We start from the raw sequence: 19,647 nt of genomic DNA, 5'->3' as shown, positions 1-19,647 counted from the left end.
TTCAAAGGAGACACCAATGTCCAGCGCCAACAACACCTCCCTCGAGCACTACGAGGTCTGGTTCCTCACCGGCAGCCAGCACCTCTACGGCGAGGACGTGCTGAAGCAGGTGGCGGCCCAGTCGCAGGAGATTGCTGCCGCGCTGAACGAGTCCTCCGACGTCCCGGTCAAGCTCGTCTGGAAGCCCGTGCTGACGGATTCGGACGCAATCCGCCGCACCGCGCTGGAGGCCAACTCGGACGATTCGGTGATCGGCGTGACGGCGTGGATGCATACGTTCTCCCCGGCCAAGATGTGGATCCAGGGCCTGGACCTGCTCCGCAAGCCGCTCCTGCACCTGCACACCCAGGCCAACGTGGAACTGCCGTGGGCGGACATCGACTTTGACTTCATGAACCTGAACCAGGCCGCGCACGGTGACCGCGAGTTCGGCTACATCCAGTCCCGGCTGGGCGTGCCGCGCAAGACCGTCGTGGGCCACGTGTCCAACCCGGAGGTGGCCCGCCAGGTGGGCGTCTGGCAGCGCGCCTCCGCCGGCTGGGCCGCCGTCCGCAACCTGAAGCTGACCCGCTTCGGGGACAACATGCGCAACGTCGCCGTCACCGAGGGCGATAAGACCGAGGCGGAGCTCCGCTTCGGCGTCTCGGTCAACACCTGGTCCGTCAATGAGCTCGCCGACGCCGTCCACGGCGCCGCGGAGTCCGACGTTGACGCCCTGGTCGCGGAGTACGAGCGGCTTTACGACGTGGCACCGGAGCTGCGTGCCGGCGGTGCCCGCCACGAGTCCCTGCGGTACAGCGCCCGCATCGAGCTCGGGCTGCGCAGCTTCCTCGAGGCCAACGGCTCCGCCGCCTTCACCACGTCCTTCGAGGACCTCGGCGAGCTGCGGCAGCTGCCGGGCGTGGCCGTCCAGCGGCTCATGGCCGACGGCTACGGCTTCGGCGCCGAGGGCGACTGGAAGACGGCCATCCTGATCCGCGCGGCCAAGGTCATGGGCGCCGGGCTCCCCGGCGGCGCCTCCCTGATGGAGGACTACACGTACCACCTGGTGCCCGGCCAGGAGAGGATCCTCGGTGCGCACATGCTGGAGGTCTGCCCCTCGCTGACCGCCACCAAGCCGCGCGTCGAAATCCACCCCCTGGGCATCGGCGGCAAGGAGGACCCGGTCCGCATGGTCTTCGACACCGACGCCGGTCCCGGCGTCGTCGTCGCGCTGTCCGACATGCGCGACAGGTTCCGCCTCGTGGCGAACGCCGTGGACGTCGTCGACCTCGACGAGCCGCTGCCAAACCTGCCGGTGGCGCGCGCCCTCTGGGAACCGAAGCCCGACTTCGCCACCTCCGCCGCCGCCTGGCTGACCGCCGGGGCCGCCCACCACACCGTCCTCTCCACCCAGGTGGGCGTGGACGTGTTCGAGGACTTCGCCGAGATCGCGCAGACCGAGCTGCTCACCATCGACGAGGGCACCACGCTCAAGCAGTTCAAGAAGGAACTGGCATGGAACGCCGCCTACTACAGGCTGGCCGGCAGGCTGTGACCCAAAACAGGGCTGTGACCGAATACAAAATCCGGGCGGGGGAGTACACCGCCACCATCACGGCACAGGCGGGTGCACTGCGGGAGCTGCGCCACCGGGGCCGGGACCTCATCGTTCCGTTCCCGGAGGGCGGACCCATTCCCGACTACCGCGGCATCGTCGCGGCGCCCTGGCCCAACCGGATCGCCGACGGCCGGTACACCTTCGACGGGACCGAATATGAGGTGCCGGTCAACGAGCCGGAGCGGGGCTGTGCCCTGCACGGGCTGGTGTTCCCGCAGGACTGGACGCTCGAGTCGCATGATGAGTCATCGGTGACGCTGTCCTGCACCCCGGAACCCACGCCGGGCTACCCGCACACGGTGCGGATCGGCGTCGAATACCGGCTGTCCGGGGACGGCCTGTACAGCCGGGTCACGGCGTCGAACGCCGGCGCCACGGCGGCGCCCTACGGTGTCTGCCCGCACCCCTACCTGGTGGCCGGCCCGGCGCCCCTCGACGAATGGATCCTCGAAGTCCCCGCCGGGGAGTTCCTCGAGGTCACCCCGGACCGGCTGCTGCCCAAGGAAACGCGAACCGTGGAAGACCACGGGTTTGATTTCCGGTCGCCGCGCGCCATCGGCGTCACCGAGATCGACCATGCCTTCACGGACATAGCGTTCGACGGCGCCGGGCAGGCCCGCATGCTGGTCCGGGATCCCGGCGGTACCGGCGTCGGAATGGCGTGGGACCGCACCTGCCAATGGATCCAGATCCACACCGCCGACAAGCAGCCCCCGGCCCCCAACCGGCTGGGCCTTGCCGTGGAACCCATGACCTGCCCGCCCGATGCCTTCAACAGCGGCGTGGACCTGATCCGGCTGGAGCCGGGCGCCACGCACGAGGCATCCTGGAGCATTTTCGCCGCCTGACAGCAAACACCACGAAATGACAGCAAACACCGCGCCGCGTCCTCCCGTCATGGAGGACGTGGCGCGTCTCGCCGGGGTGTCCCACCAGACCGTCTCGCGCGTCCTCAACACCCATCCGAACGTCAGTGCCCGGACCCGCAGGCGGGTGGAACGCGCCATCGCCGAGCTGGGCTACCGGCGCAACACCGCGGCCCGCAGCCTGGTCACCCGGCGTTCCCAGGCCATCGGGGTCCTCGGTGCCGGCACAGCACACTACGGACCTGCCAATACGCTCCTCGGCGTCCAGCAGGCAGCCCGGAACGAAGGCTACGCCGTCAGCATGGCCAGCCTCAGCGAGGTGACGGCCGCCGGCATCCACGACGCCCTCGAGCATTTCCTCCTGCAGTCCGTCGACGGGATCGTGGTGATCGTCCCGCACGAGACCATGCTGGAATCGCTGCACACCATCGCGCTGTCCGTGCCGCTGGTTGCCGTGGGCTTCGGCGCGGATGAGCACCTGACCGTGGCGGCCGTGAACCAGCGCGTGGGTGCGGCCCTCGCCGTGCAGCACCTCGTGAACCTGGGCCACACGTCGATCGCCCACGTTTCCGGTCCGCAGGACTGGATTGACGCCGCGGCCCGGACCGAGGGCTGGCGCCGTGCCCTTCACCAGGCCGGGCTGCCGGCAGGCGTGCTGATCCAGGGCGACTGGAGCGCCGAAAGCGGCTACCGCGCCGGATTGGAACTGGCTGCCGCCGGCAATGTCACCGCGCTGTTCGCTGCCAACGACCAGATGGCCCTGGGGGCACTGCGCGCCTTCAGCGAGGCCGGCCTGCGCGTCCCTGAGGACATCAGCGTGGTGGGCTTCGACGACCAGCCGGAGGCCGGCTACTTCGTCCCGCCGCTGACCACGGTGAACCAGGGCTTCAAGGAGCTCGGTGCTCGCTGCATCCGGATGCTCCTGTCCGACATGGCCCACGGACCTTCCGGAGCGGCCTCGGTCCTCAACCCCAAACTCGTGGTGCGGGACTCCACGGCGGCTCCGGCCGAAACGGCCCAATAAAGCACCACACGCTCTCTTAACCAGCAAAGCCCTCCGCGGTTGTCACCGCGAAGGGCTTTGCTGTGTTGCTCTGTTGGCGAGTAGCGCGTCAGCGAATCACTTCGCGCGTCATGCCGAACGGGACCTGCTCAGATAGCGAGGCCGTGTAGTTTCCGGGCCTGTGGCGCGTGACCAGGATGCCGTGCGTACCCGTGAGCATCGCCACTTCCTGGAGGTCCTTCACGGCCGCTTCGAGGTGTTCGTCCAAAGCCTGCCGGTTCGTAACGCAGATGTCGATGGAATCGAGGAGTCCTGTCATGGCGTGTCCTGTCTGCTGGCTGTGAGCCGGTTGGCTATGCGTTTTTTCAGGCGTTGCCTGACTCGCGGCTGCCGGCCGCCACCGGAGCGGACGGTTCGGCCGGTGCTTGGGCCGGCGCCTTCGTTTCTGACGGTGCCTTGGTTTCGGTCGCAGGCGGGGTGGTCCTGAGCTTGAAGCGCTTGGCGATGGAGGATCCGCCGCCGGCGCGGTTCTTGTTGAAAATGTCGAACCCGACGGCGATCAGGAGCACCAGGCCCTTGATCAGCTGCTGGTAGTCGGTGCCGAGGCCGAGGATGGACATGCCGTTGTTGAGGACGCCCATGATGAGGCCGCCGATCATGGCTCCGGCCACGGTGCCGATGCCGCCCTGGACCGCCGCGCCGCCGATGAAGGCTGCGGCGATGGAGTCCAGCTCGAAGCCGGTGCCGCCGGCGGGCTGGGCGGAGTTCAGGCGGGCCGTGAAGATCAGGCCGGCCAGTGCGGCGAGCACGCCCATGTTCACGAAGAGCCGGAACGTCACGGCCTTGGTCTTGATGCCGGATAGCTCTGCGGCGTGCAGGTTGCCGCCAATGGCGTAGGTGTGCCGGCCGAAGATGCTGTTGTTCATCAGCGCCGAGTAGGCGATGACCAGCCCCGCGAGAACGATCAGCACGATCGGGGTGCCGCGGTAGCTGGCGAGCAGGAACGTGATGACGAGCATCAGCAGGGCGATGAACACGGTCTTCGTGGCGAACCAGGCCATGGGCTCGTTTTCCAGATTGAACCGGCGGCGGACCCGGCGTTCCTTGACCGACTGGAATAGCAGGGCCGCTGTGCCGCCGACGCCGAGGATCACGGTGAGCCATTCGAGCACGGAGGTGCCGCCGGAGATGTCGGGCAGGAAGCCGCCGCCGAGGGCACGCAGTTCATCCGGGAACGGGGTGATCTGCTGGTTCTTCAGGGTGATCAGGGTCAGGCCGCGGAAGATGAGCATGCCGGCCAGGGTGACGATGAAGGCGGGGATGCCGACGTAGGCGATCCAGTAGCCCTGCCACGCACCGACCAGGGCACCGACGAGGAGGCAGGCCGGGATGGCCGCCCACCACGCCCAGCCCCAGTGCACGATCATGACGCCGGCGACGGCGCCGATGAACCCGGCGATGGAGCCAACGGAGAGGTCGATGTGGCCGGCGATGATGACCATGACCATGCCGATGGCCAGAATGAGGATGTAGCTGTTCTGGACGACGAGGTTGGTGACGTTCTGCGGCTCCAGCAGGATCCCGTCGGTGAGGACCTGGAACAGCAGGACGATCAGGATCAGGGCGACGAAGATGCCGACCTGGCGGAGGCGGCTGGCCAGGAAGCCGAGGGATTCTCGTAGGGCGGACATGTTCGTTATTCCTTCTCTTGGGTCATGTAGTGCATAAGGGTCTCCTGGGAGGCTTCGGCGATCGGTACTTCACCCGTGACGTGGCCGGCGGACAGGGTGTAGATCCGGTCGCAGATGCCCAGGAGTTCGGGGAGTTCGGAGGAGATCACGATGACGGCTTTGCCCTGGGCCGCGAGCTCGGCGATGATCGTGTAGATCTCGAACTTGGCGCCGACGTCGATGCCGCGGGTGGGTTCGTCCAGGATGAGCACGTCGGGGTCGGAGAACATCCATTTGCTCAGGACCACCTTTTGCTGGTTGCCGCCGGAGAGCTTCCCGGTGATGGCCGCAACGGAGGGGGCCTTGATGTTCATGCTCTTCCGGTAGCTGTTGGCCACCGTGGTTTCCTTGTTTTTGTCCACCCAGCCGCGCTTGGCGAGCTTGGGCAGGGCAGCCATGGAGATGTTCCGCTTGATGTCCTCGATGAGGTTCAGGCCGTAGTGCTTGCGGTCCTCGGTGGCGTAGGCGATGCCGTGCCGGATGGCCTCGGGGACGGTGGAGGTGTTGATTTCCTTGCCGTACTTGAACACCTTTCCGGAGACGGCGCGGCCGTAGGTGCGGCCGAAGACGCTCATGGCCAGTTCGGTGCGGCCGGCTCCCATGAGGCCGGCGAGTCCCACCACTTCGCCCTTGCGGACGTTGAGGCTGGCGTTGTGCACCACGGTACGGCTGTGGTCCTGCGGGTGCTGGACTGTCCAGTCTTCGATGCGCAGGACTTCCTCGCCGATCTGCGGCTCGCGCTCCGGGTAGAGGCTGTCGAGGTCGCGGCCCACCATTCCGCGGATGATGCGTTCCTGGGTGATCTGGCCCTGGTCCACGCGGAGGGTTTCGATGGACTTGCCGTCGCGGATAATGGTGACGGCGTCCGCCACCTTGCGGATTTCGTTGAGTTTGTGGCTGATGATGATGCTGGTGACGCCCTGGCCCTTCAGGTGCAGGATCAGGTCGAGCAGGTGGTCTGAGTCCTCGTCGTTCAGGGCCGCGGTGGGCTCGTCCAGGATCAACAGCTTCACTTCCTTGGACAGTGCCTTGGCGATTTCGACGAGCTGCTGCTTGCCCACGCTGATGTGCTGGATGGGGGTGACAGGGTTTTCGTCCAGGCCAACCCGGGCCAGCAGCTTGGCCGCCTCGAGGTTGGTCTTGCGCCAGTCGACCCAGCCGCGGGAGGCCATTTCGTTGCCCAGGAAGATGTTTTCCGCGATGGACAGGTACGGGCTGAGGGCCAGCTCCTGGTGGATGATCACGATGCCGCGCTTCTCGCTGTCGCTGATGGACGCGAAGTCGCACGGTTCGTTCTCGAAGAGGATGTCCCCCTCGAAGGTGTTGTGGGCGTAGACGCCGGAGAGCACCTTCATCAGGGTGGACTTGCCTGCCCCGTTTTCGCCGCAGATCGCGTGGACCTCGCCGCGGTTCACGTCCAGGGTGACATCCTGGAGGGCCTTGACGCCGGGGAAGGTCTTGGTGATCCCGCGCATCTGAAGAATGGGTACGTTCATTGGTTATTTCCCGCTGATCTGTTCGATGAGCTGATCTGTTTCGGTGGGTCGATCTGTTGTGGGGGCGGTGGCGTCTGCGGCTGCAGGCGCCACCGCCGTGCTGCTACCTGGGAGGAGCAGCTGCTACTTGATGTCGGCGTCGGTGTAGTAACCGGAGTCGATGAGTTCCTTCTTGTAATTGTCCTTGGTGACGATGACGGACTTCAGCAGGAAGGCCGGGACCACCTTGACCTTGTTGTTGTAGGTCTCGGTGTCATTGGTCTCGGGCTGCTGGCCCTTCAGGACAGCGTCCACCATCTTCACGGCCTGCTCGCCGAGCTTGCGGGTGTCCTTGAAGATCGTGGAGTACTGCTCGCCGGCGACGATGGACTTCACCGAGCCCTTTTCCGCGTCCTGGCCGGTCACAACAGGCAGGGCGCCCTTGGAGTAGCCCCCGGTGCTGGTCAGGGCCGAGATGATGCCGATGGACAGGCCGTCATAGGGCGAGAGCACGCCGTCGAGCTTTTTGCCCGAGCCGTAGGCGGCGGTGAGGATGTCTTCCATCCGCTTCTGGGCGGTGGCCGCCTGCCAGCGCAGGATGGCAGCCTGCTCAAACTTGGTCTGGCCACTGGGCACCTTCAGTGTGCCGGCGTCCAAATACGGCTTCAGGGTGTCCATGGCGCCGGTCCAGAAGAAGTTGGCGTTGTTGTCGTCCGGGCTGCCCGCGAAGAGTTCAACGTTGAAGGGGCCCTTGCCCTCGACCTTCTTGCCGGAGGCATCCACCAGGCCCAGCCCGGTCAGCAGCGACGTTGCCTGCTGGACGCCCACTTCATAGTTGTCGAAGGTGGTGTAGTAGTCCACGTTCGGGGTGCCGTTGATCAGCCGGTCGTAGGCAATGACCTTGACGTTCTGCTCCTTGGCCTTGGCCAGGACGTCCGTCAATGTGGTGCCGTCGATCGCGGCGATGATCAGGGACTTGGCTCCCTTGGTCAGCATGTTCTCGATCTGCGAGACCTGCGTGGGGATGTCGTCGTTGGCGTACTGCAGGTCAGTCTTGTAGCCGAGCTTGGCCAGGGATTCGGAGACGTTCTTACCGTCCGCGATCCACCGTTCCGAAGTCTGCGTCGGCATGGAGATTCCTACCAGGGCACCGGCAGCGTCGGCGCTGCTGGAGCTGGTGGCGGCGCCGGGGCGGCTGCCGCAGCCGGTGGCCCCCACCGTCACAGCCAGGACGACGGCGACGGCGCCCAGGAGTTTCTTGATTCTCACGTTATTCTCCTTCCGTGGCCTGGTTGGGCCACGAATCGGTGCTTGAGCGGAAAGCGTATGTACTTTCCGCCAGGGCCGGCCACTTGTGTCCGGCGTACCGAGGCCGTTCCAGAGGACCGGCACCGGAGGCTGTCATCACCGGAGCGGAGCCCCGGCTGCCCCAACATCACTGTTAGCGCTAACAATCATGGACAATATTATCCCCGTCGCGGCTGTGAAGCAAGACACAGATTGAAGAGAACGACGGCGGCGCCTCCCAGTTCCTTTTGGCCCCCGCCTTCCGCGTCTACCTGCGCCGGAAGGTGAGTAGGTATACTGGCCTACCTACTCGCTGTTTTCTCCAGGAGGTTCCCGGTGGCTTCATTTGAAGGACGTTCCGTAAAGCGGCCAGCCCGAGCATCCCTGCTTGAGGCTGCGGCGCGGCTCTTCTATGCCGACGGCGTGGCGGCCACGGGCATCGACACCATCACTGCAGCAGCCGGCGTGGCCAAGAAGAGCCTGTACAACAACTTCGCTTCCAAGGCGGACCTGGTGGCGGCCTACCTCGCCGCCCGGCATGAGGAATGGCTCGCCCTGTACCGGGAGCGGGTCGACGCGGCGGCCACTCCGCAGGAGCGGGTCCTGGCGGTCTTCGACGCGTACATCGACCATGCAAACTTTGCCTATGAGCACGGTTTTAGGGGGTGCGGCCTGCTCAATGCTGCAGCGGAACTGCCGGCGGGCGCTCCCGGAAGGCAGGCCGTGCGGCAGCACAAGGAAGAGGTCGAGGGCCTTCTGCTCAAGCATGTTGCGGAACTGAAGCCGGGGCAGGACAAGGCGGCGGCCAGCGTGGCCCGGCATTTGGCGTTCGTGCTCGAAGGGTCCATGGCAAGGGCGGGGCTTGAGGGCGAAGACCGCTGTCTGCACGAAGCCCGGATGATCGCTGTTCAGATGCTGGAGGGGCTGTGAAAGCGCTGCTCGGCCGGGTGAACGGGCCCCTCCTGGGCGCGTTTTTCGTGGTGGGTGCGTCGACGCTGTGGGGTACGACCGGAACTGTTGCCACGTTCGCGCCGTCGGTGAGTCCGCTGGCCATCGGCGCCGTGGCCATGGGGGTGGGCGGGCTGCTGCAGGCGCTGTACGCTGTGCAGCCGATTGCGAACCACTGGGACATCCTCCGCGGCCGGTGGCTGCCGGTCGCGCTCGGGGCGGCGGCGGTCGCGGTGTACCCGCTTGCCTTCTACAGCTCGATGCACCTTTCCGGCGTGGCGCTTGGAACGGTCGTCTCGATCGGCTCAGCCCCTCTGGCCTCGGCAGTCATCGAGCGCCTGGCAGAGCGGAAAGCGTTGACCCGACGCTGGATGTTCGGCGCGATGACTGGGGTGGCTGGCGCCGGACTCCTGTGTTTTGCCGGTGACAGCGCGGAGCGGCCGGGCGCACTTGCCGAATCCTGGGCGGTGCCGGCGGGGGTCGTCCTGGGTCTCGCGGCCGGCGTGACCTACGCGGTGTACTCGTGGGCTGCCCACCGCCTGATCAGCGGGGGAGTGTCATCCCGGGCCGCCATGGGTGCGGTGTTCGGCCTGGGCGGAGCGCTGCTGATGCCGGTGCTTGCCGTGACCGGCGGGCCGCTGCTCGAATCCTGGGGCAACTTCACGGTGGCCGCCTACATGGCGCTTGTCCCCATGTTCGCCGGGTATGTCCTGTTCGGTTGGGGACTGGCGCGCGTGCGGGCGAGCACCGCAACGGGCCTGTCCCTCATGGAAACCGTCGTCGCCGCGGTGCTGGCCGTCGTCGTCGTGGGTGAACGGTTGCCTGCACTGGGCTGGCTCGGCGTCGCCATGGTGCTGGCAAGCCTGTTCGTCCTGACTCCCCGGCAGGCGGGGAGCCAGGATGACCGAAGCGGTCAGGCCGGTGCCTCAGCGAGAACCGAGGCCCGTTCCACCGTGGGGCAGTAGCATCACAGCAGCGGGGCCCGGAGCAGTGCGGTCCTGATAATCCAACTGCTTGGCTAGTCTGAAGGGAAAGGCAATGACACGCGAGGAAGCCTTCGCAAGGTGCACGCCGGACTCTTACGTCGAGTTCTACGGCGGCCGTTGGCTCGTCGTGCCATTCGCCCAGGTGGAACAGCCGGTATTCTTCGTTTGCTCACCAGCGGCGCTTCGCAGCAATAATTGAGGTGAATGGAAATTGTCCGGGAATGCATCTCTGCTTATTCAAATGTATTCGGGTCATTTGAGCGGTGTCTTTTCAAGACGCCGCTCAACCCTTTTCCGGGGGCTTCAGGCTGCCCGCTGACCGTCAAAGCCGGCAACTACGAGCCCTCGTGCGGCGCTGAAGACGCCGACACTCTCCGGCGAGCACACGAAGAATTCCGGTTGCTCAACCGGTGCAAACGGAACGACGAGCCAACGTCCGCCGTAAAACTCCACATACGAATCCGGAGGGCACCTTGCGTAAGCTTCTTCCCGAGTCATGGTCTTCCCTTTCGAATGGAACTTGAACCAGCCGTTGCCGGTACTTTCTGCCTGACATCCATGATTCCGAAGCAAACAGGCAGGGGTAACGCCGTTTTCTGACGGTTCTGACTACCCTTTCGGGTGGGGCCGGGTTATAGCCGCATAAAACAGCAGGGCCAGCGGTGAAACCGCCGGCCCTGCTGATGTGTCATGAGGGGCTAGGAACGCAGGAAGAATGTGGCCGCCGGCCGCTCGTTCTTACCTACCTTCGCCACTGCCAGGGCGCCCTGCCGGAGCACTAGGTAGGAGCCCGGGAAGTCCACGGACTCGAAGGAGACGCCTGCACCATCCGACAGGCCACCCCGCTGCAGGAAGGCCGACGACGACCCCTCCGTGGCAGCGATGGTCACAGCTGCTCCCTGCACCCGGAAATAGCGGCCCTTGGCCAGGACCGGTTCAATGACCACCGAATTCTTCTTGGCGTACCCCGGCGCGATGCGGAACTGGGATGAGCCCAGCGCGGGGGAGGAAGCGGCGGTGACTGTGGCGCCGTCGTGCGCGAGAAAGGTACCCACAGCGGAGGCGGGCTCCAGGCGAACCGGCAGTTCGCCGTCGCCCACCGGCACGCCGAAATTCGGCGTACCGTCGGTGTTCCAGTACAGCCGCTGCACCCGGGCGTGCCGGTTGGGGTCATAGAGCGGGTCGCCGACGATGGTGCGGTAGGACCGCGCGTGGTACACGAGCACGTCGTTGCCGGCCTCATCCACAGTGAAGGAGTTATGGCCGGGACCATACTGCTTCGAGCCTTCCGTGGTGACAAAGACGGGGACGGGAGTCTTCGTCCACGAAGCTGCACTGAGCAGGTCGGCAGTGGCGTCCGCCGTCAGCAGGCCCATGCAGTAGTTGGCGTCCGTGGCGCTGGCGGAGAAGGTCACGAAGATGCGTCCGTTCCGCTTGATCACGGCGGGGCCTTCGTTCACTTTGTAGCCCCGGGTCTCCCAGTCCAGGGTCGGAACAGCAATGCGGACCGGGGTGCTGGAGAGCGTTGAGGGTGATGACATGGACGCGATGTACAGACTGGAGTTCACGCCGGCGTCGCTCTGCGCCCACAGCAGGTAGCGGGTGCCGTTGTGCTCGAAGGTGGTGGCGTCCAGGGAGAAGGTGTCGGCGTGCGTGTACACGCGCACCGGCGGTCCCCAGACGGCGTTGGTGGGATCGGCGCCGTCCGTGGAAATCACGTAGATCCGCACCCGGAAGACGTCGCTGCTGTCGCCCGCGGCGAAGTAGATGTGCCACTGGCCGTCGAAGTGGTGCAGTTCGGGTGCCCAGATGTGGCCGCCCATGGTGCCGGAGGCAGGCCGCGTCCAGACCATCGCTTCCGAAGCGCTGCCGAGCCCGGCGATGGTGGGGGAGGAGCGGACGATGATGCGGTTGTACTCCGGCACGGAACCAGTGAAGTAGTACTTGCCGTCCGTGTGCTTCATGAGCCACGGGTCCGCCCGCTGCGGCACCACGGGGTTGATCAGCGGAGCCGGATCAGCGGCGGCGGTAGCGGCCGGCGCCGCCACCAGGGCCCCGCCGCCGGCGCCCGCGACGGCGAACGCTGCCGCCGCGGCGGTGCCGGAGCCAAGGAAGGACCGGCGGGAGAACTGGCGGTTGACGGAATCATTCATGCTGAAAAGTCCTTTCGACGTGCGTGAGGTGACGTGCGTGGGGTGCGGGACGGGTAAACAGTCAGCCGGCTTTCCGGGCGAAGAGCCGCTGCAGCAGGATGAAGACAAGGAGCAGGCCGCCGATGACGATCTTGGTCCACCAGGAGCTGAGGGTGCCGTCGTAGGCGATGAAGGTCTGGACGATGCCAAGCACCAGCACGCCGACGACGGATCCCAGGACGTAGCCGGTGCCGCCGGTCAGCAGGGTGCCGCCGATGACCACTGCCGCGATGGCGTCGAGTTCCATGCCCTGCGCCGCCAGGCTGTAGCCGGAAAGGCTGTAGAAGGAGAACAGGATGCCGGCGACGGCGGAGCAGAGGCCGCTGAGGGAGTAGACAAGGATCTTGGTGGTCTTCACCGGCAGGCCCATCAGCATGGCGGAGTGTTCGTTGCCGCCGATGGCATAGACGGTGCGGCCGAAGCGGGTGTGGTGCAGGACGAAGAAGGCAATGGCCACGATCCCGAGCGCCAGGAGCACACCGGGCGAGACGAAGAGGTCGCCGGGCAGCGGAATCTGGGCCTGTGCCATGCCCGTGAAGAAGCCTTCGGTGACCGGAATCGAGTCGAGGCTGATGACGTAGCACAGGCCGCGGGCCAGGAACATGCCGGCCAGGGTGACGATGAACGGCTGGATGTCGAAGTACTGGATGATCAGCCCCATCAGAAGCCCGAGCCCGCCGCCGATGAGGAGCACGAGCACGATGACCGCCCCGGCGTTCCAGCCCTGCTGCAGGAGCGTGGCGCTCACCATCATGGAAAGTGCGACGACCGCCCCGACGGAGAGGTCAATGCCGCCGGTGAGAATTACGAAGGTCATGCCGACGGCCAGCACGATGAGGAAGGTGTTGTCGATGAAGAGGTTCAGGAAGACCTGGCCGGAGAGGAAGCTGGGGTACATCCCGGCGCCCACGGCGAACATGGCGATGAACAGGCCCACCGTGGCCAGCGTTGGCGCGTAGCGGGCACCTCCCTGCAGGCGGCTGCGCGCCGGCGATGGCTTCTTGACGGTCAGGGGCGTGAGCGTGGACAGCGGGGACATCAGACGGCCACCTTTTCCTTTGCGGCTTCTTTTGCGGCGGGCTTGGGTGCTGCCTTGAGGCGGCTGAGCATATTCCGTGCCGTGGGCGCCTGCAGGAGGCACACGGTGATGACCACCAGCGACTTGAATACCAGGGTCACCTCCGGCGGGATCCCGAGGGTGTACACGGTGGTGGTCAGCGTCTGGATGATGAAGGCCCCGACGACGGTCCCCACCAGGGTGTACCGCCCGCCTGCCAGTGAGGTTCCGCCGATGACCACCGCCAGGATCGCGTCCATTTCGATGTACAGCCCGGCATTGTTGGCGTCTGCCGCCGTGACGTTGGAGCTGATCATCAGGCCGGCGATGGCGGCGCAGACCGCGCTGAAGACGTAGACGATCCAGATGATGTTCCGGGACCGGAGCCCGGCCAAACGGCTGGCCACCGGGTTGATGCCCACGGCCTCGATCAGGGTTCCCAGGGCGGTGCGCCGGGTGAGGACGGCAGCCAGGACAAACACTGCGGCGGTGATCAGGATGGAGACCGGCAAAGTGAACAGGTACCCCGCGCCGATGGATTTGTACTGGTCGTTGGACACCGAGATGATCTGGCCGCCGGTGATGAGCTGGGCGATGCCGCGTCCGGCCGTCATGAGAACCAGCGTGGCGATGATCGGCTGGACGCCGATGGTGGATACCAGGAATCCGTTCCAGGCGCCCAGGGCAAGGGCGGCGACGACGGCGATCAGGACCGCCGTTGCTGCCGTCACCGGGGATCCGGGGTCGGGGGAGCCGGCGATGTAGGTGCAAGAGGCGGCTCCGGCGATCGCCACCACCGCACCGACCGACAGGTCGATGCCGCGGGTGGCGATGACGAGGGTCATGCCGAGCGCGATGAGGATGGTGGGTGCGCCGTTGCGCATGATGTCCATGAGGCTGCCGTAGAGGTGGCCGTCCTGCATGCGCAGGCCCAGGAAATCGGGCCGGAAGATCTGGTTGAGCAGCAGCAGCGCTGCCAGGGCGATCACCGGCCACGCAAGGCGGTGTTTCAAAAGGGATTTCACTGGGCACCTCCGGCGATGACCGTCATGACGTCTTCCACGGAGACGCCGTCGTTGTTAATTTCGGCAACCATCGCCCTGTCCTTGATGACGGCGATCCGGTCGCTCACGCGCAGGACTTCCTCGAGCTCGGAGGAAATGAAGAGGATGGACATGCCGTCGGCCGCGAGCTGGCTGACCAGTTTCTGGATCTGCGTCTTGGCTCCGATGTCGATGCCGCGGGTGGGTTCGTCGAGGATCAGGAGTTCGGGATGGGTGACCAGCCAGCGGGCCAGGAGCACCTTTTGCTGGTTGCCGCCGCTGAGGTTCCGGATGAGTGCCTCGGGGTTGGCAGGGCGGATGTCGAGGGCCTTGATGTACTCGGCCACCAGTTCGTCCTGGACCCTGCGGGGAATGCGGCGCGCCCAGCCCTTGCTGGCCTGCATGGCCAGGACCAGGTTGTCGCGGACGGTGAGGTCGCCGATGAGGCCTTCCTCCTTGCGGTCCTCCGAGCAGAACCCGATCCGCTTGTCGATGGCAGCGCGCGGGGAGCGGATTTTCTGGCTTGCACCCTTGATTTTGATGGCGCCTTTGTCGGCCTTGTCGGCGCCGAAGAAGAGCCGGGCAATTTCGGTCCGGCCGGCCCCGAGCAGGCCCGCCAGTCCCACGACCTCGCCCGGGTGGATGGCCAGGTCCACGCCGGAAACGGTTCCCTTCCTGCCAAGGCCTTTGGCTTCGATGAAGGGGGTCTCGCCGGTGCCGGCGGTGGCGGGCGTCCGGGCGGGGGCCTTGTCCAGTTCGGCCAGGGCTTCCATGTCCTTGCCGATCATCCTGGAGATGAGGCTCATGCGTGACAGGTCCCGGGTCAGGTATTCGCCCACGAGCTTGCCGTTGCGCAGGACCGTCATGCGGTCGGAGATCTCGTAGACCTGTTCCAGGAAGTGGGAGACAAAAAGGATGGCGACCCCCCGGTCGCGGAGGTCCCGAATGACCCGGAAGAGCTGGCTGACCTCGTCGGCGTCCAGGCTCGATGTCGGTTCATCCAGGATCAGGACCTTGGCGTTGATCTCCACCGAGCGGGCGATCGCGATCAGCTGCTGGACCGCGATGGAGTGGGTGGACAGCAGCGAGCCGGGATCAATGTGGTCCAGTTGCAGTTCGGCCAGCACCTCCCGGGTCCGCGTCCGCACGCCTTTCCAGTCGATGGAGCCGCGGCGGCGCGGTTCGCGGCCCAGCAGGACGTTTTCCTCGACGGTGAGGTTGGGGCAGAGGTTGACTTCCTGGTAGACGGTGCTGATGCCGGCCGCCTGGGACTCTCCGGGGGACGAGAACCGCTTGGGTTCGCCGAGCACCGTGATGGTCCCGGCGTCGATGGTGTACACGCCGGTCAGGGCCTTGATCAGCGTTGACTTGCCGGCACCGTTCTCACCCATCAGGGCGTGGACCTCACCCTGGAAGAGGCGGAAATCGACGCCGTCGAGCGCCTTCACCCCCGGGAATCCAATAGCTATGCCGGTCATCTCGACGACCGGAACGATTTCGTTCATCCTCGTGTCTTTTCTGTGATTGGTGTGCCGTGCGGCGGCGGTGATCCGCCGCCGCACGGACGTTCAGGGGCGCCGCGGCTTAGTACGGGCGGCTGGCAAGAACCTGCTTGGCCTGCTCCTGCGTGAAGGTGGTCTCCTCGGTGACGACGCGCTCGGGCACGCTCTCGCCGGCAATGACCTTCTTGGCCAGATCCATGAGCTGGTCACCGAGCATGGGGCTGCACTCGACGATGTAGTTGATCTTGCCGTTGCTCAGCGCGGTCATGCCGTCCTTCACGGCGTCGATCGTGATGATCTTGATGTCCTTGCCGGGAACCTTGCCGGCGGCTTCGATCGCCTCGATGGCCCCGAGGCCCTCGTCGTCGTTGTGGGCGAACACGACGTCGATGTCGGCGTTGTTCTTGAGGAAGGCCTCCATGACCTGCTTGCCGCCACTGCGGGTGAAGTCACCGCTTTGCGAGGCGACGATCTTCAGCTTCGGGTCAGACTTGATGGCCTCCGCGAAGCCTTCCTTCCGGTCGTTCGCAGGTGCCGATCCGGTGGTGCCCTGGATTTCGACGATGTTGACGGTGTCGGTTGCTGACTTGGAGTCCTTGACCAGCCAGTCCCCGGCCTTCTTGCCTTCCTCAACAAAGTCGGAACCGAGGAAGGTCTTGTAAAGAGTCTTGTCCGAGGAGTCCACCGCGCGGTCCGTCAGGATGACCGGAATCTTGGCGTTCTTGGCTTCCTTCAGCACCGTGTCCCAGCCGGATTCCACTACGGGGGAGAAAGCGATGACATCGACCTTCTGCTGGATGTAGGAGCGGATGGCCTTGATCTGGTTCTCCTGCTTCTGCTGGGCATCGGAGAATTTCAGGTCGATGCCGGCCTTCTTGGCGGAGTCCTGGACCGACTTGGTGTTGGCGGTGCGCCAGCCGCTTTCGGCGCCGACCTGGGCAAAGCCCATGGTGATCTTGTCTCCGCCGGAGTTGCCGCCAGCGCTGCCGGCGCCGGCGGTTCCGCCACAGGCAGTGAGGGTAAGCATCGATGCGGCGGCCACCGCAAGCAGGGATTTCTTAAACACAACATCCTCCCGGAAGCGTTAGTTACATGCAGGCGGGAGACTTCATACACCGCCGTTGCTGCAAGTGCGCTGATGCGCTCTGCGACTCATTGTGAACGCTAACAAATTCGCCCGTCAAGTAGGTCCGGTCACAATTTCGCATGCTCAATGGATAACCTGTCGATTTTTGGGAAGGCCCTTTACAAGAGCCGAAAGATGTCGAATACTCAACTCCGGTCGGCCTGTTGTTAGCGTTAACACCGGTTGCCGGCCAACCGTTCAATGGAGAAAGGCCATCCCTTCCATGCCATCCAAACCTTCAAGCCCCGCCAAACGGGCCTGTACCCTGGCGCTCACCGGGTCCCTGGCGGCCGCGCTGCTGTCGCTGGCCCCCGCCTTGGGCGCCAATGCCGAGCCCGGTGAGAACCGCACCATCAGCATCAACGCCGCCGGTTCGGGGCCGTCGATCGACCCCACCATGTACGGAGCCTTTTACGAGGACATCAACCAGGGCGCCGACGGCGGCATCTACGCGGAGCTCGTCCAGAACCGGTCGTTTGAGTTCAACTCCGCCGACAACCGCACGTACACCCCCATGACCGCCTGGGAAACCCTGAAGCGGGGCGGCGACGGAACAGTCGCCGTCGTCAATGACAGCAACCGGCTGAACGAAAACAACCGGAACTACCTGCAGATCGACGCCACGGCGGCCGGCGCGGGAAGCGGCGCCGGCGTGGGCGTCCGCAACAGCGGCTGGAACGCCGGGCAGAAGCTCGAAGCGAAGAAAAAGTACAACTACTCCGTCTGGGCGCGCACCTCCAACCCGTCCGGTTCCACCCTCGCCGTCACGCTGGAGACGCCGGAGGGTACCCGCCTGGACATCGCCACCATCAAGGTCAAGGGTGACCGCTGGGCCAAGTACGAGGTCACCCTCTCGCCCAAGTCCTCCACCGGAGCCGGCCGGCTCGCCACCCTCGTCCAGGGCACCGGCACGGTCCGCCTCGACATGGTGTCGCTTTTCCCCCAGGACACCTGGAACGGCAGGGAGAACGGCCTCCGCAAGGACCTCGCCGAAAAGATCAACGACCTGCACCCCGGCTTCCTGCGCTTCCCCGGCGGCTGCATCGTCAACACCGGAAGCTACGACACCTACTCGGCCCCCAACTACGCCCGCGCCCGCACCTACCAGTGGAAGGACACCATCGGCCCGGTGGAGCAGCGCCCCGCCAACCGCAACTTCTGGGGCTACAACCAGACCTACGGCCTCGGCTACATGGAGTACTTCCAGTGGGCCGAGGACATGGGGGCTGTCCCCGTGCCGGTGGTCCCGGTCGGCGTGACCGGCTGCGGCGACACCAACCGTGCCCCTGACCAGGCGACACTCGACCGCTACATCCAGGACACCCTTGACCTGATCGAGTTCGCGAACGGCGACGCCGGCACCGAGTGGGGTGCCAAGCGCATCGCCTACGGCCATCCCGCACCGTACAAGCTCGACCGCATCTCGCTGGGCAACGAGGAGTACAAGCCGGAGTTCAAGCAGTACTTCACCCAGTTCTACAACGCGGTCCGCAAGGCCCACCCTGAGATCAAGATCATCGGCAACACCGGCCCATCCAGCCAGGGCCCGGAATTCGACGACCTCGCCAGCTTCAACGCCCAGACCGGCGTGGACCTCGTGGACGAGCACTACTACAACACCCCGTCGTGGTTCCTGAACAACAACCACCGCTACGACTCCTACGACCGAAACAGCTACAAGGTGTTCCTCGGCGAATACGCGTCGCAGGGCAACAAGCCAGAGAACGCCCTGGCGGAAGCCTCTTACATGACCGGCCTGGAACGGAACTCCGACGTGGTCAAGATGGCGTCCTACGCGCCGCTGATCGCCAACGAGGCCAACACGCAGTGGAGCCCGGACATGATGTTCTTCAACGGCACGTCCGTCCGGACCACACCCAACTATGAGGTCCAGAAGCTGTTCATGAACAACGTCGGCACGCAGGTGGTGCCCAGCACGCAGGACAACCCGGCCTCCACCGTGGTGCCGATTGCGGGCAAGATCGGCCTGTCCACCTGGGCCACCTCCGCAAAGTACGACGACGTCAAGGTCACCGGGGCGGACGGCGCCACCCTGTTCAGCGACGACTTCTCCGGAACGGCGGCTGCCTGGACCGGCAACGGCACCGGGTCATGGTCGATCAAGGACGGCGGCTACGTCCAGTCCAGCACTACCGCCCAGAACACCATGGTGACCGCCGGCAACGCCGACTGGAGCAACTACACTCTGAGCACCAAGGCCACCAAACTGGCCGGTTCGGAAGGCTTCCTGGTCTCCTTCGGCGTCAAGGACACCGGCAACTACTTCTGGTGGAACCTGGGCGGCTGGAACAACACGAAGTCCGTCGTCGAGAAGGCCGTCAACGGCGGCAAGTCCAACGTCATCGAAAAGAACACCGTGATCCAGACCGGCCACGAATACGACATCCGCATCGAGGTCTCCGGCCGCACGGCCAAGCTCTACCTGGACAACGTCCTGTGGGGCACGGTGGATGACACCCAGGCCGACCCCGTCTACTCCGTTGCCACCAAGGACGCCAAGTCCGGCGACACCATCGTGAAGGTGGTCAACACCTCCGCCGACAAGGCACCGGTGGACATCAAGGTGGCGGGCGCGGCCAATATCAGCAGCTCTGCCGCGGTCACCACCCTCACCCAGACCGCAGACGGGCAGAACCTGGCCCCGGCCACGAGCACTTTCGGCGGCGCGGGAACGGCATTCACCTATGAGTTCGAGCCGAAGTCGGTGACGTTCATCCGGCTGGCAGACGCAGGCTCCCGCAAGTAGGCATCACACCGAAGCCCATGGCTTTGACCGGGAAGGCCCGGCTGGATCGCGCAGCCGGGCCTTTC

General features: G+C 65.4%; 15 protein-coding genes. 6 read left to right on the top strand and 9 right to left on the bottom strand.

The features are described 5' to 3' along the window. The first annotated feature begins 16 nt into the window (after window positions 1-16). The 3 genes from araA to ABIE00_RS22240 are packed head-to-tail and all read left to right on the top strand — an operon-like array spanning window position 17 to window position 3,490. Window positions 17-1,537 (top strand): L-arabinose isomerase, encoded by a 1,521-nt coding sequence (gene araA / locus ABIE00_RS22250; RefSeq protein WP_354262799.1) that lies wholly within the window; start codon window positions 17-19, stop codon window positions 1,535-1,537. Continuing rightward, window positions 1,498-2,448, top strand: a complete 951-nt coding sequence (locus tag ABIE00_RS22245) for an aldose 1-epimerase family protein (RefSeq protein WP_354262798.1) — start codon at window positions 1,498-1,500, stop codon at window positions 2,446-2,448. The genes araA and ABIE00_RS22245 overlap by 40 nt, the downstream gene beginning before the upstream one ends. A 16-nt stretch (window positions 2,449-2,464) precedes the next feature. Continuing rightward, window positions 2,465-3,490, top strand: coding sequence for a LacI family DNA-binding transcriptional regulator (locus ABIE00_RS22240; protein ID WP_354262797.1), 1,026 nt, complete (start codon window positions 2,465-2,467; stop codon window positions 3,488-3,490). 88 nt (window positions 3,491-3,578) lie between these two features. On the opposite strand, the gene ABIE00_RS22235 is transcribed toward ABIE00_RS22240, so the two are convergent. The 4 genes from ABIE00_RS22235 to chvE form a co-directional block, all read right to left on the bottom strand. Further along, window positions 3,579-3,788 (bottom strand): hypothetical protein, encoded by a 210-nt coding sequence (locus ABIE00_RS22235; RefSeq protein WP_354262796.1) that lies wholly within the window; start codon window positions 3,786-3,788, stop codon window positions 3,579-3,581. Window positions 3,789-3,834: 46 nt separating this feature from the next. Then, window positions 3,835-5,160, bottom strand: a complete 1,326-nt coding sequence (mmsB, locus tag ABIE00_RS22230; protein ID WP_354262794.1) for a multiple monosaccharide ABC transporter permease — start codon at window positions 5,158-5,160, stop codon at window positions 3,835-3,837. Window positions 5,161-5,165: 5 nt separating this feature from the next. Then, window positions 5,166-6,695 carry a multiple monosaccharide ABC transporter ATP-binding protein gene (mmsA, locus tag ABIE00_RS22225; RefSeq protein ID WP_354262793.1) on the bottom strand — a complete coding sequence of 510 codons (1,530 nt, stop codon included), beginning with the start codon at window positions 6,693-6,695 and terminating at the stop codon, window positions 5,166-5,168. Between the two features lie 123 nt (window positions 6,696-6,818). Then, window positions 6,819-7,943 carry a multiple monosaccharide ABC transporter substrate-binding protein gene (chvE, locus tag ABIE00_RS22220; RefSeq protein ID WP_354262792.1) on the bottom strand — a complete coding sequence of 375 codons (1,125 nt, stop codon included), beginning with the start codon at window positions 7,941-7,943 and terminating at the stop codon, window positions 6,819-6,821. A 354-nt stretch (window positions 7,944-8,297) separates the two neighbouring features. Between chvE and ABIE00_RS22215 the strand changes: the two genes are divergently transcribed. Both ABIE00_RS22215 and ABIE00_RS22210 read left to right on the top strand, forming a co-directional pair. Then, window positions 8,298-8,891: a TetR/AcrR family transcriptional regulator gene (locus ABIE00_RS22215; RefSeq protein ID WP_354262791.1), complete on the top strand. Its 594-nt coding sequence runs from the start codon at window positions 8,298-8,300 to the stop codon at window positions 8,889-8,891. Further along, entirely contained in the window at window positions 8,888-9,874 is a 987-nt protein-coding gene (locus ABIE00_RS22210; RefSeq protein WP_354262790.1) for a DMT family transporter, read from the top strand. Before ABIE00_RS22215 ends, ABIE00_RS22210 begins: the two co-directional genes overlap by 4 nt. Window positions 9,875-10,593: 719 nt before the next feature. Here ABIE00_RS22210 and ABIE00_RS22205 read toward each other — a convergent pair. The 5 genes from ABIE00_RS22205 to ABIE00_RS22185 all read right to left on the bottom strand — a co-directional run bounded on the left by ABIE00_RS22205 (window position 10,594) and on the right by ABIE00_RS22185 (window position 16,755). Beyond that, window positions 10,594-12,048 (bottom strand): family 43 glycosylhydrolase, encoded by a 1,455-nt coding sequence (locus ABIE00_RS22205; RefSeq protein ID WP_354262789.1) that lies wholly within the window; start codon window positions 12,046-12,048, stop codon window positions 10,594-10,596. Between the two features lie 61 nt (window positions 12,049-12,109). Beyond that, window positions 12,110-13,126 carry a galactofuranose ABC transporter, permease protein YjfF gene (gene yjfF, locus ABIE00_RS22200; RefSeq protein WP_354262788.1) on the bottom strand — a complete coding sequence of 339 codons (1,017 nt, stop codon included), beginning with the start codon at window positions 13,124-13,126 and terminating at the stop codon, window positions 12,110-12,112. Next, the gene (locus ABIE00_RS22195) at window positions 13,126-14,169 is read right to left on the bottom strand and encodes an ABC transporter permease (RefSeq protein WP_354262786.1); all 1,044 of its coding nucleotides are present in this window, start codon (window positions 14,167-14,169) and stop codon (window positions 13,126-13,128) included. The genes yjfF and ABIE00_RS22195 overlap by 1 nt, the downstream gene beginning before the upstream one ends. Then, on the bottom strand, window positions 14,166-15,692 hold the full coding sequence (locus ABIE00_RS22190; RefSeq protein ID WP_354262785.1) for a sugar ABC transporter ATP-binding protein: 1,527 nt from the start codon (window positions 15,690-15,692) through the stop codon (window positions 14,166-14,168). The genes ABIE00_RS22195 and ABIE00_RS22190 overlap by 4 nt, the downstream gene beginning before the upstream one ends. Before the next feature lie 79 nt (window positions 15,693-15,771). Further along, a complete protein-coding gene (locus tag ABIE00_RS22185; RefSeq protein ID WP_354262783.1) occupies window positions 15,772-16,755 on the bottom strand; it encodes an ABC transporter substrate-binding protein in 984 nt (327 codons plus the stop codon). 283 nt (window positions 16,756-17,038) lie between these two features. On the opposite strand from ABIE00_RS22185, the gene ABIE00_RS22180 reads away from it, so the two are divergent. Next, window positions 17,039-19,582 (top strand): alpha-L-arabinofuranosidase family protein, encoded by a 2,544-nt coding sequence (locus ABIE00_RS22180; RefSeq protein ID WP_354262782.1) that lies wholly within the window; start codon window positions 17,039-17,041, stop codon window positions 19,580-19,582. Window positions 19,583-19,647: the final 65 nt, after the last annotated feature.

This window comes from Arthrobacter sp. OAP107 (genome assembly GCF_040546765.1).
Taxonomy (GTDB): domain Bacteria; phylum Actinomycetota; class Actinomycetes; order Actinomycetales; family Micrococcaceae; genus Arthrobacter.
The sequence above is the reverse complement of the archived record's forward strand: the minus strand, read 5'-3'. Positions and strand labels throughout refer to the sequence as shown.

Bases quoted from the DNA above. Each gene is read 5' to 3' on its own strand.
- araA (WP_354262799.1), top strand. From the start codon at position 17: ATGTCCAGCGCCAACAACACCTCCCTCGAGCACTACGAGGTCTGGTTC.
- ABIE00_RS22245 (WP_354262798.1), top strand. From the start codon at position 1,498: ATGGAACGCCGCCTACTACAGGCTGGCCGGCAGGCTGTGACCCAAAAC.
- ABIE00_RS22240 (WP_354262797.1), top strand. From the start codon at position 2,465: ATGACAGCAAACACCGCGCCGCGTCCTCCCGTCATGGAGGACGTGGCG.
- ABIE00_RS22235 (WP_354262796.1), bottom strand. From the start codon at position 3,788: ATGACAGGACTCCTCGATTCCATCGACATCTGCGTTACGAACCGGCAG.
- mmsB (WP_354262794.1), bottom strand. From the start codon at position 5,160: ATGTCCGCCCTACGAGAATCCCTCGGCTTCCTGGCCAGCCGCCTCCGC.
- mmsA (WP_354262793.1), bottom strand. From the start codon at position 6,695: ATGAACGTACCCATTCTTCAGATGCGCGGGATCACCAAGACCTTCCCC.
- ABIE00_RS22205 (WP_354262789.1), bottom strand. From the start codon at position 12,048: ATGAATGATTCCGTCAACCGCCAGTTCTCCCGCCGGTCCTTCCTTGGC.
- yjfF (WP_354262788.1), bottom strand. From the start codon at position 13,126: ATGTCCCCGCTGTCCACGCTCACGCCCCTGACCGTCAAGAAGCCATCG.
- ABIE00_RS22190 (WP_354262785.1), bottom strand. From the start codon at position 15,692: ATGAACGAAATCGTTCCGGTCGTCGAGATGACCGGCATAGCTATTGGA.
- ABIE00_RS22180 (WP_354262782.1), top strand. From the start codon at position 17,039: ATGCCATCCAAACCTTCAAGCCCCGCCAAACGGGCCTGTACCCTGGCG.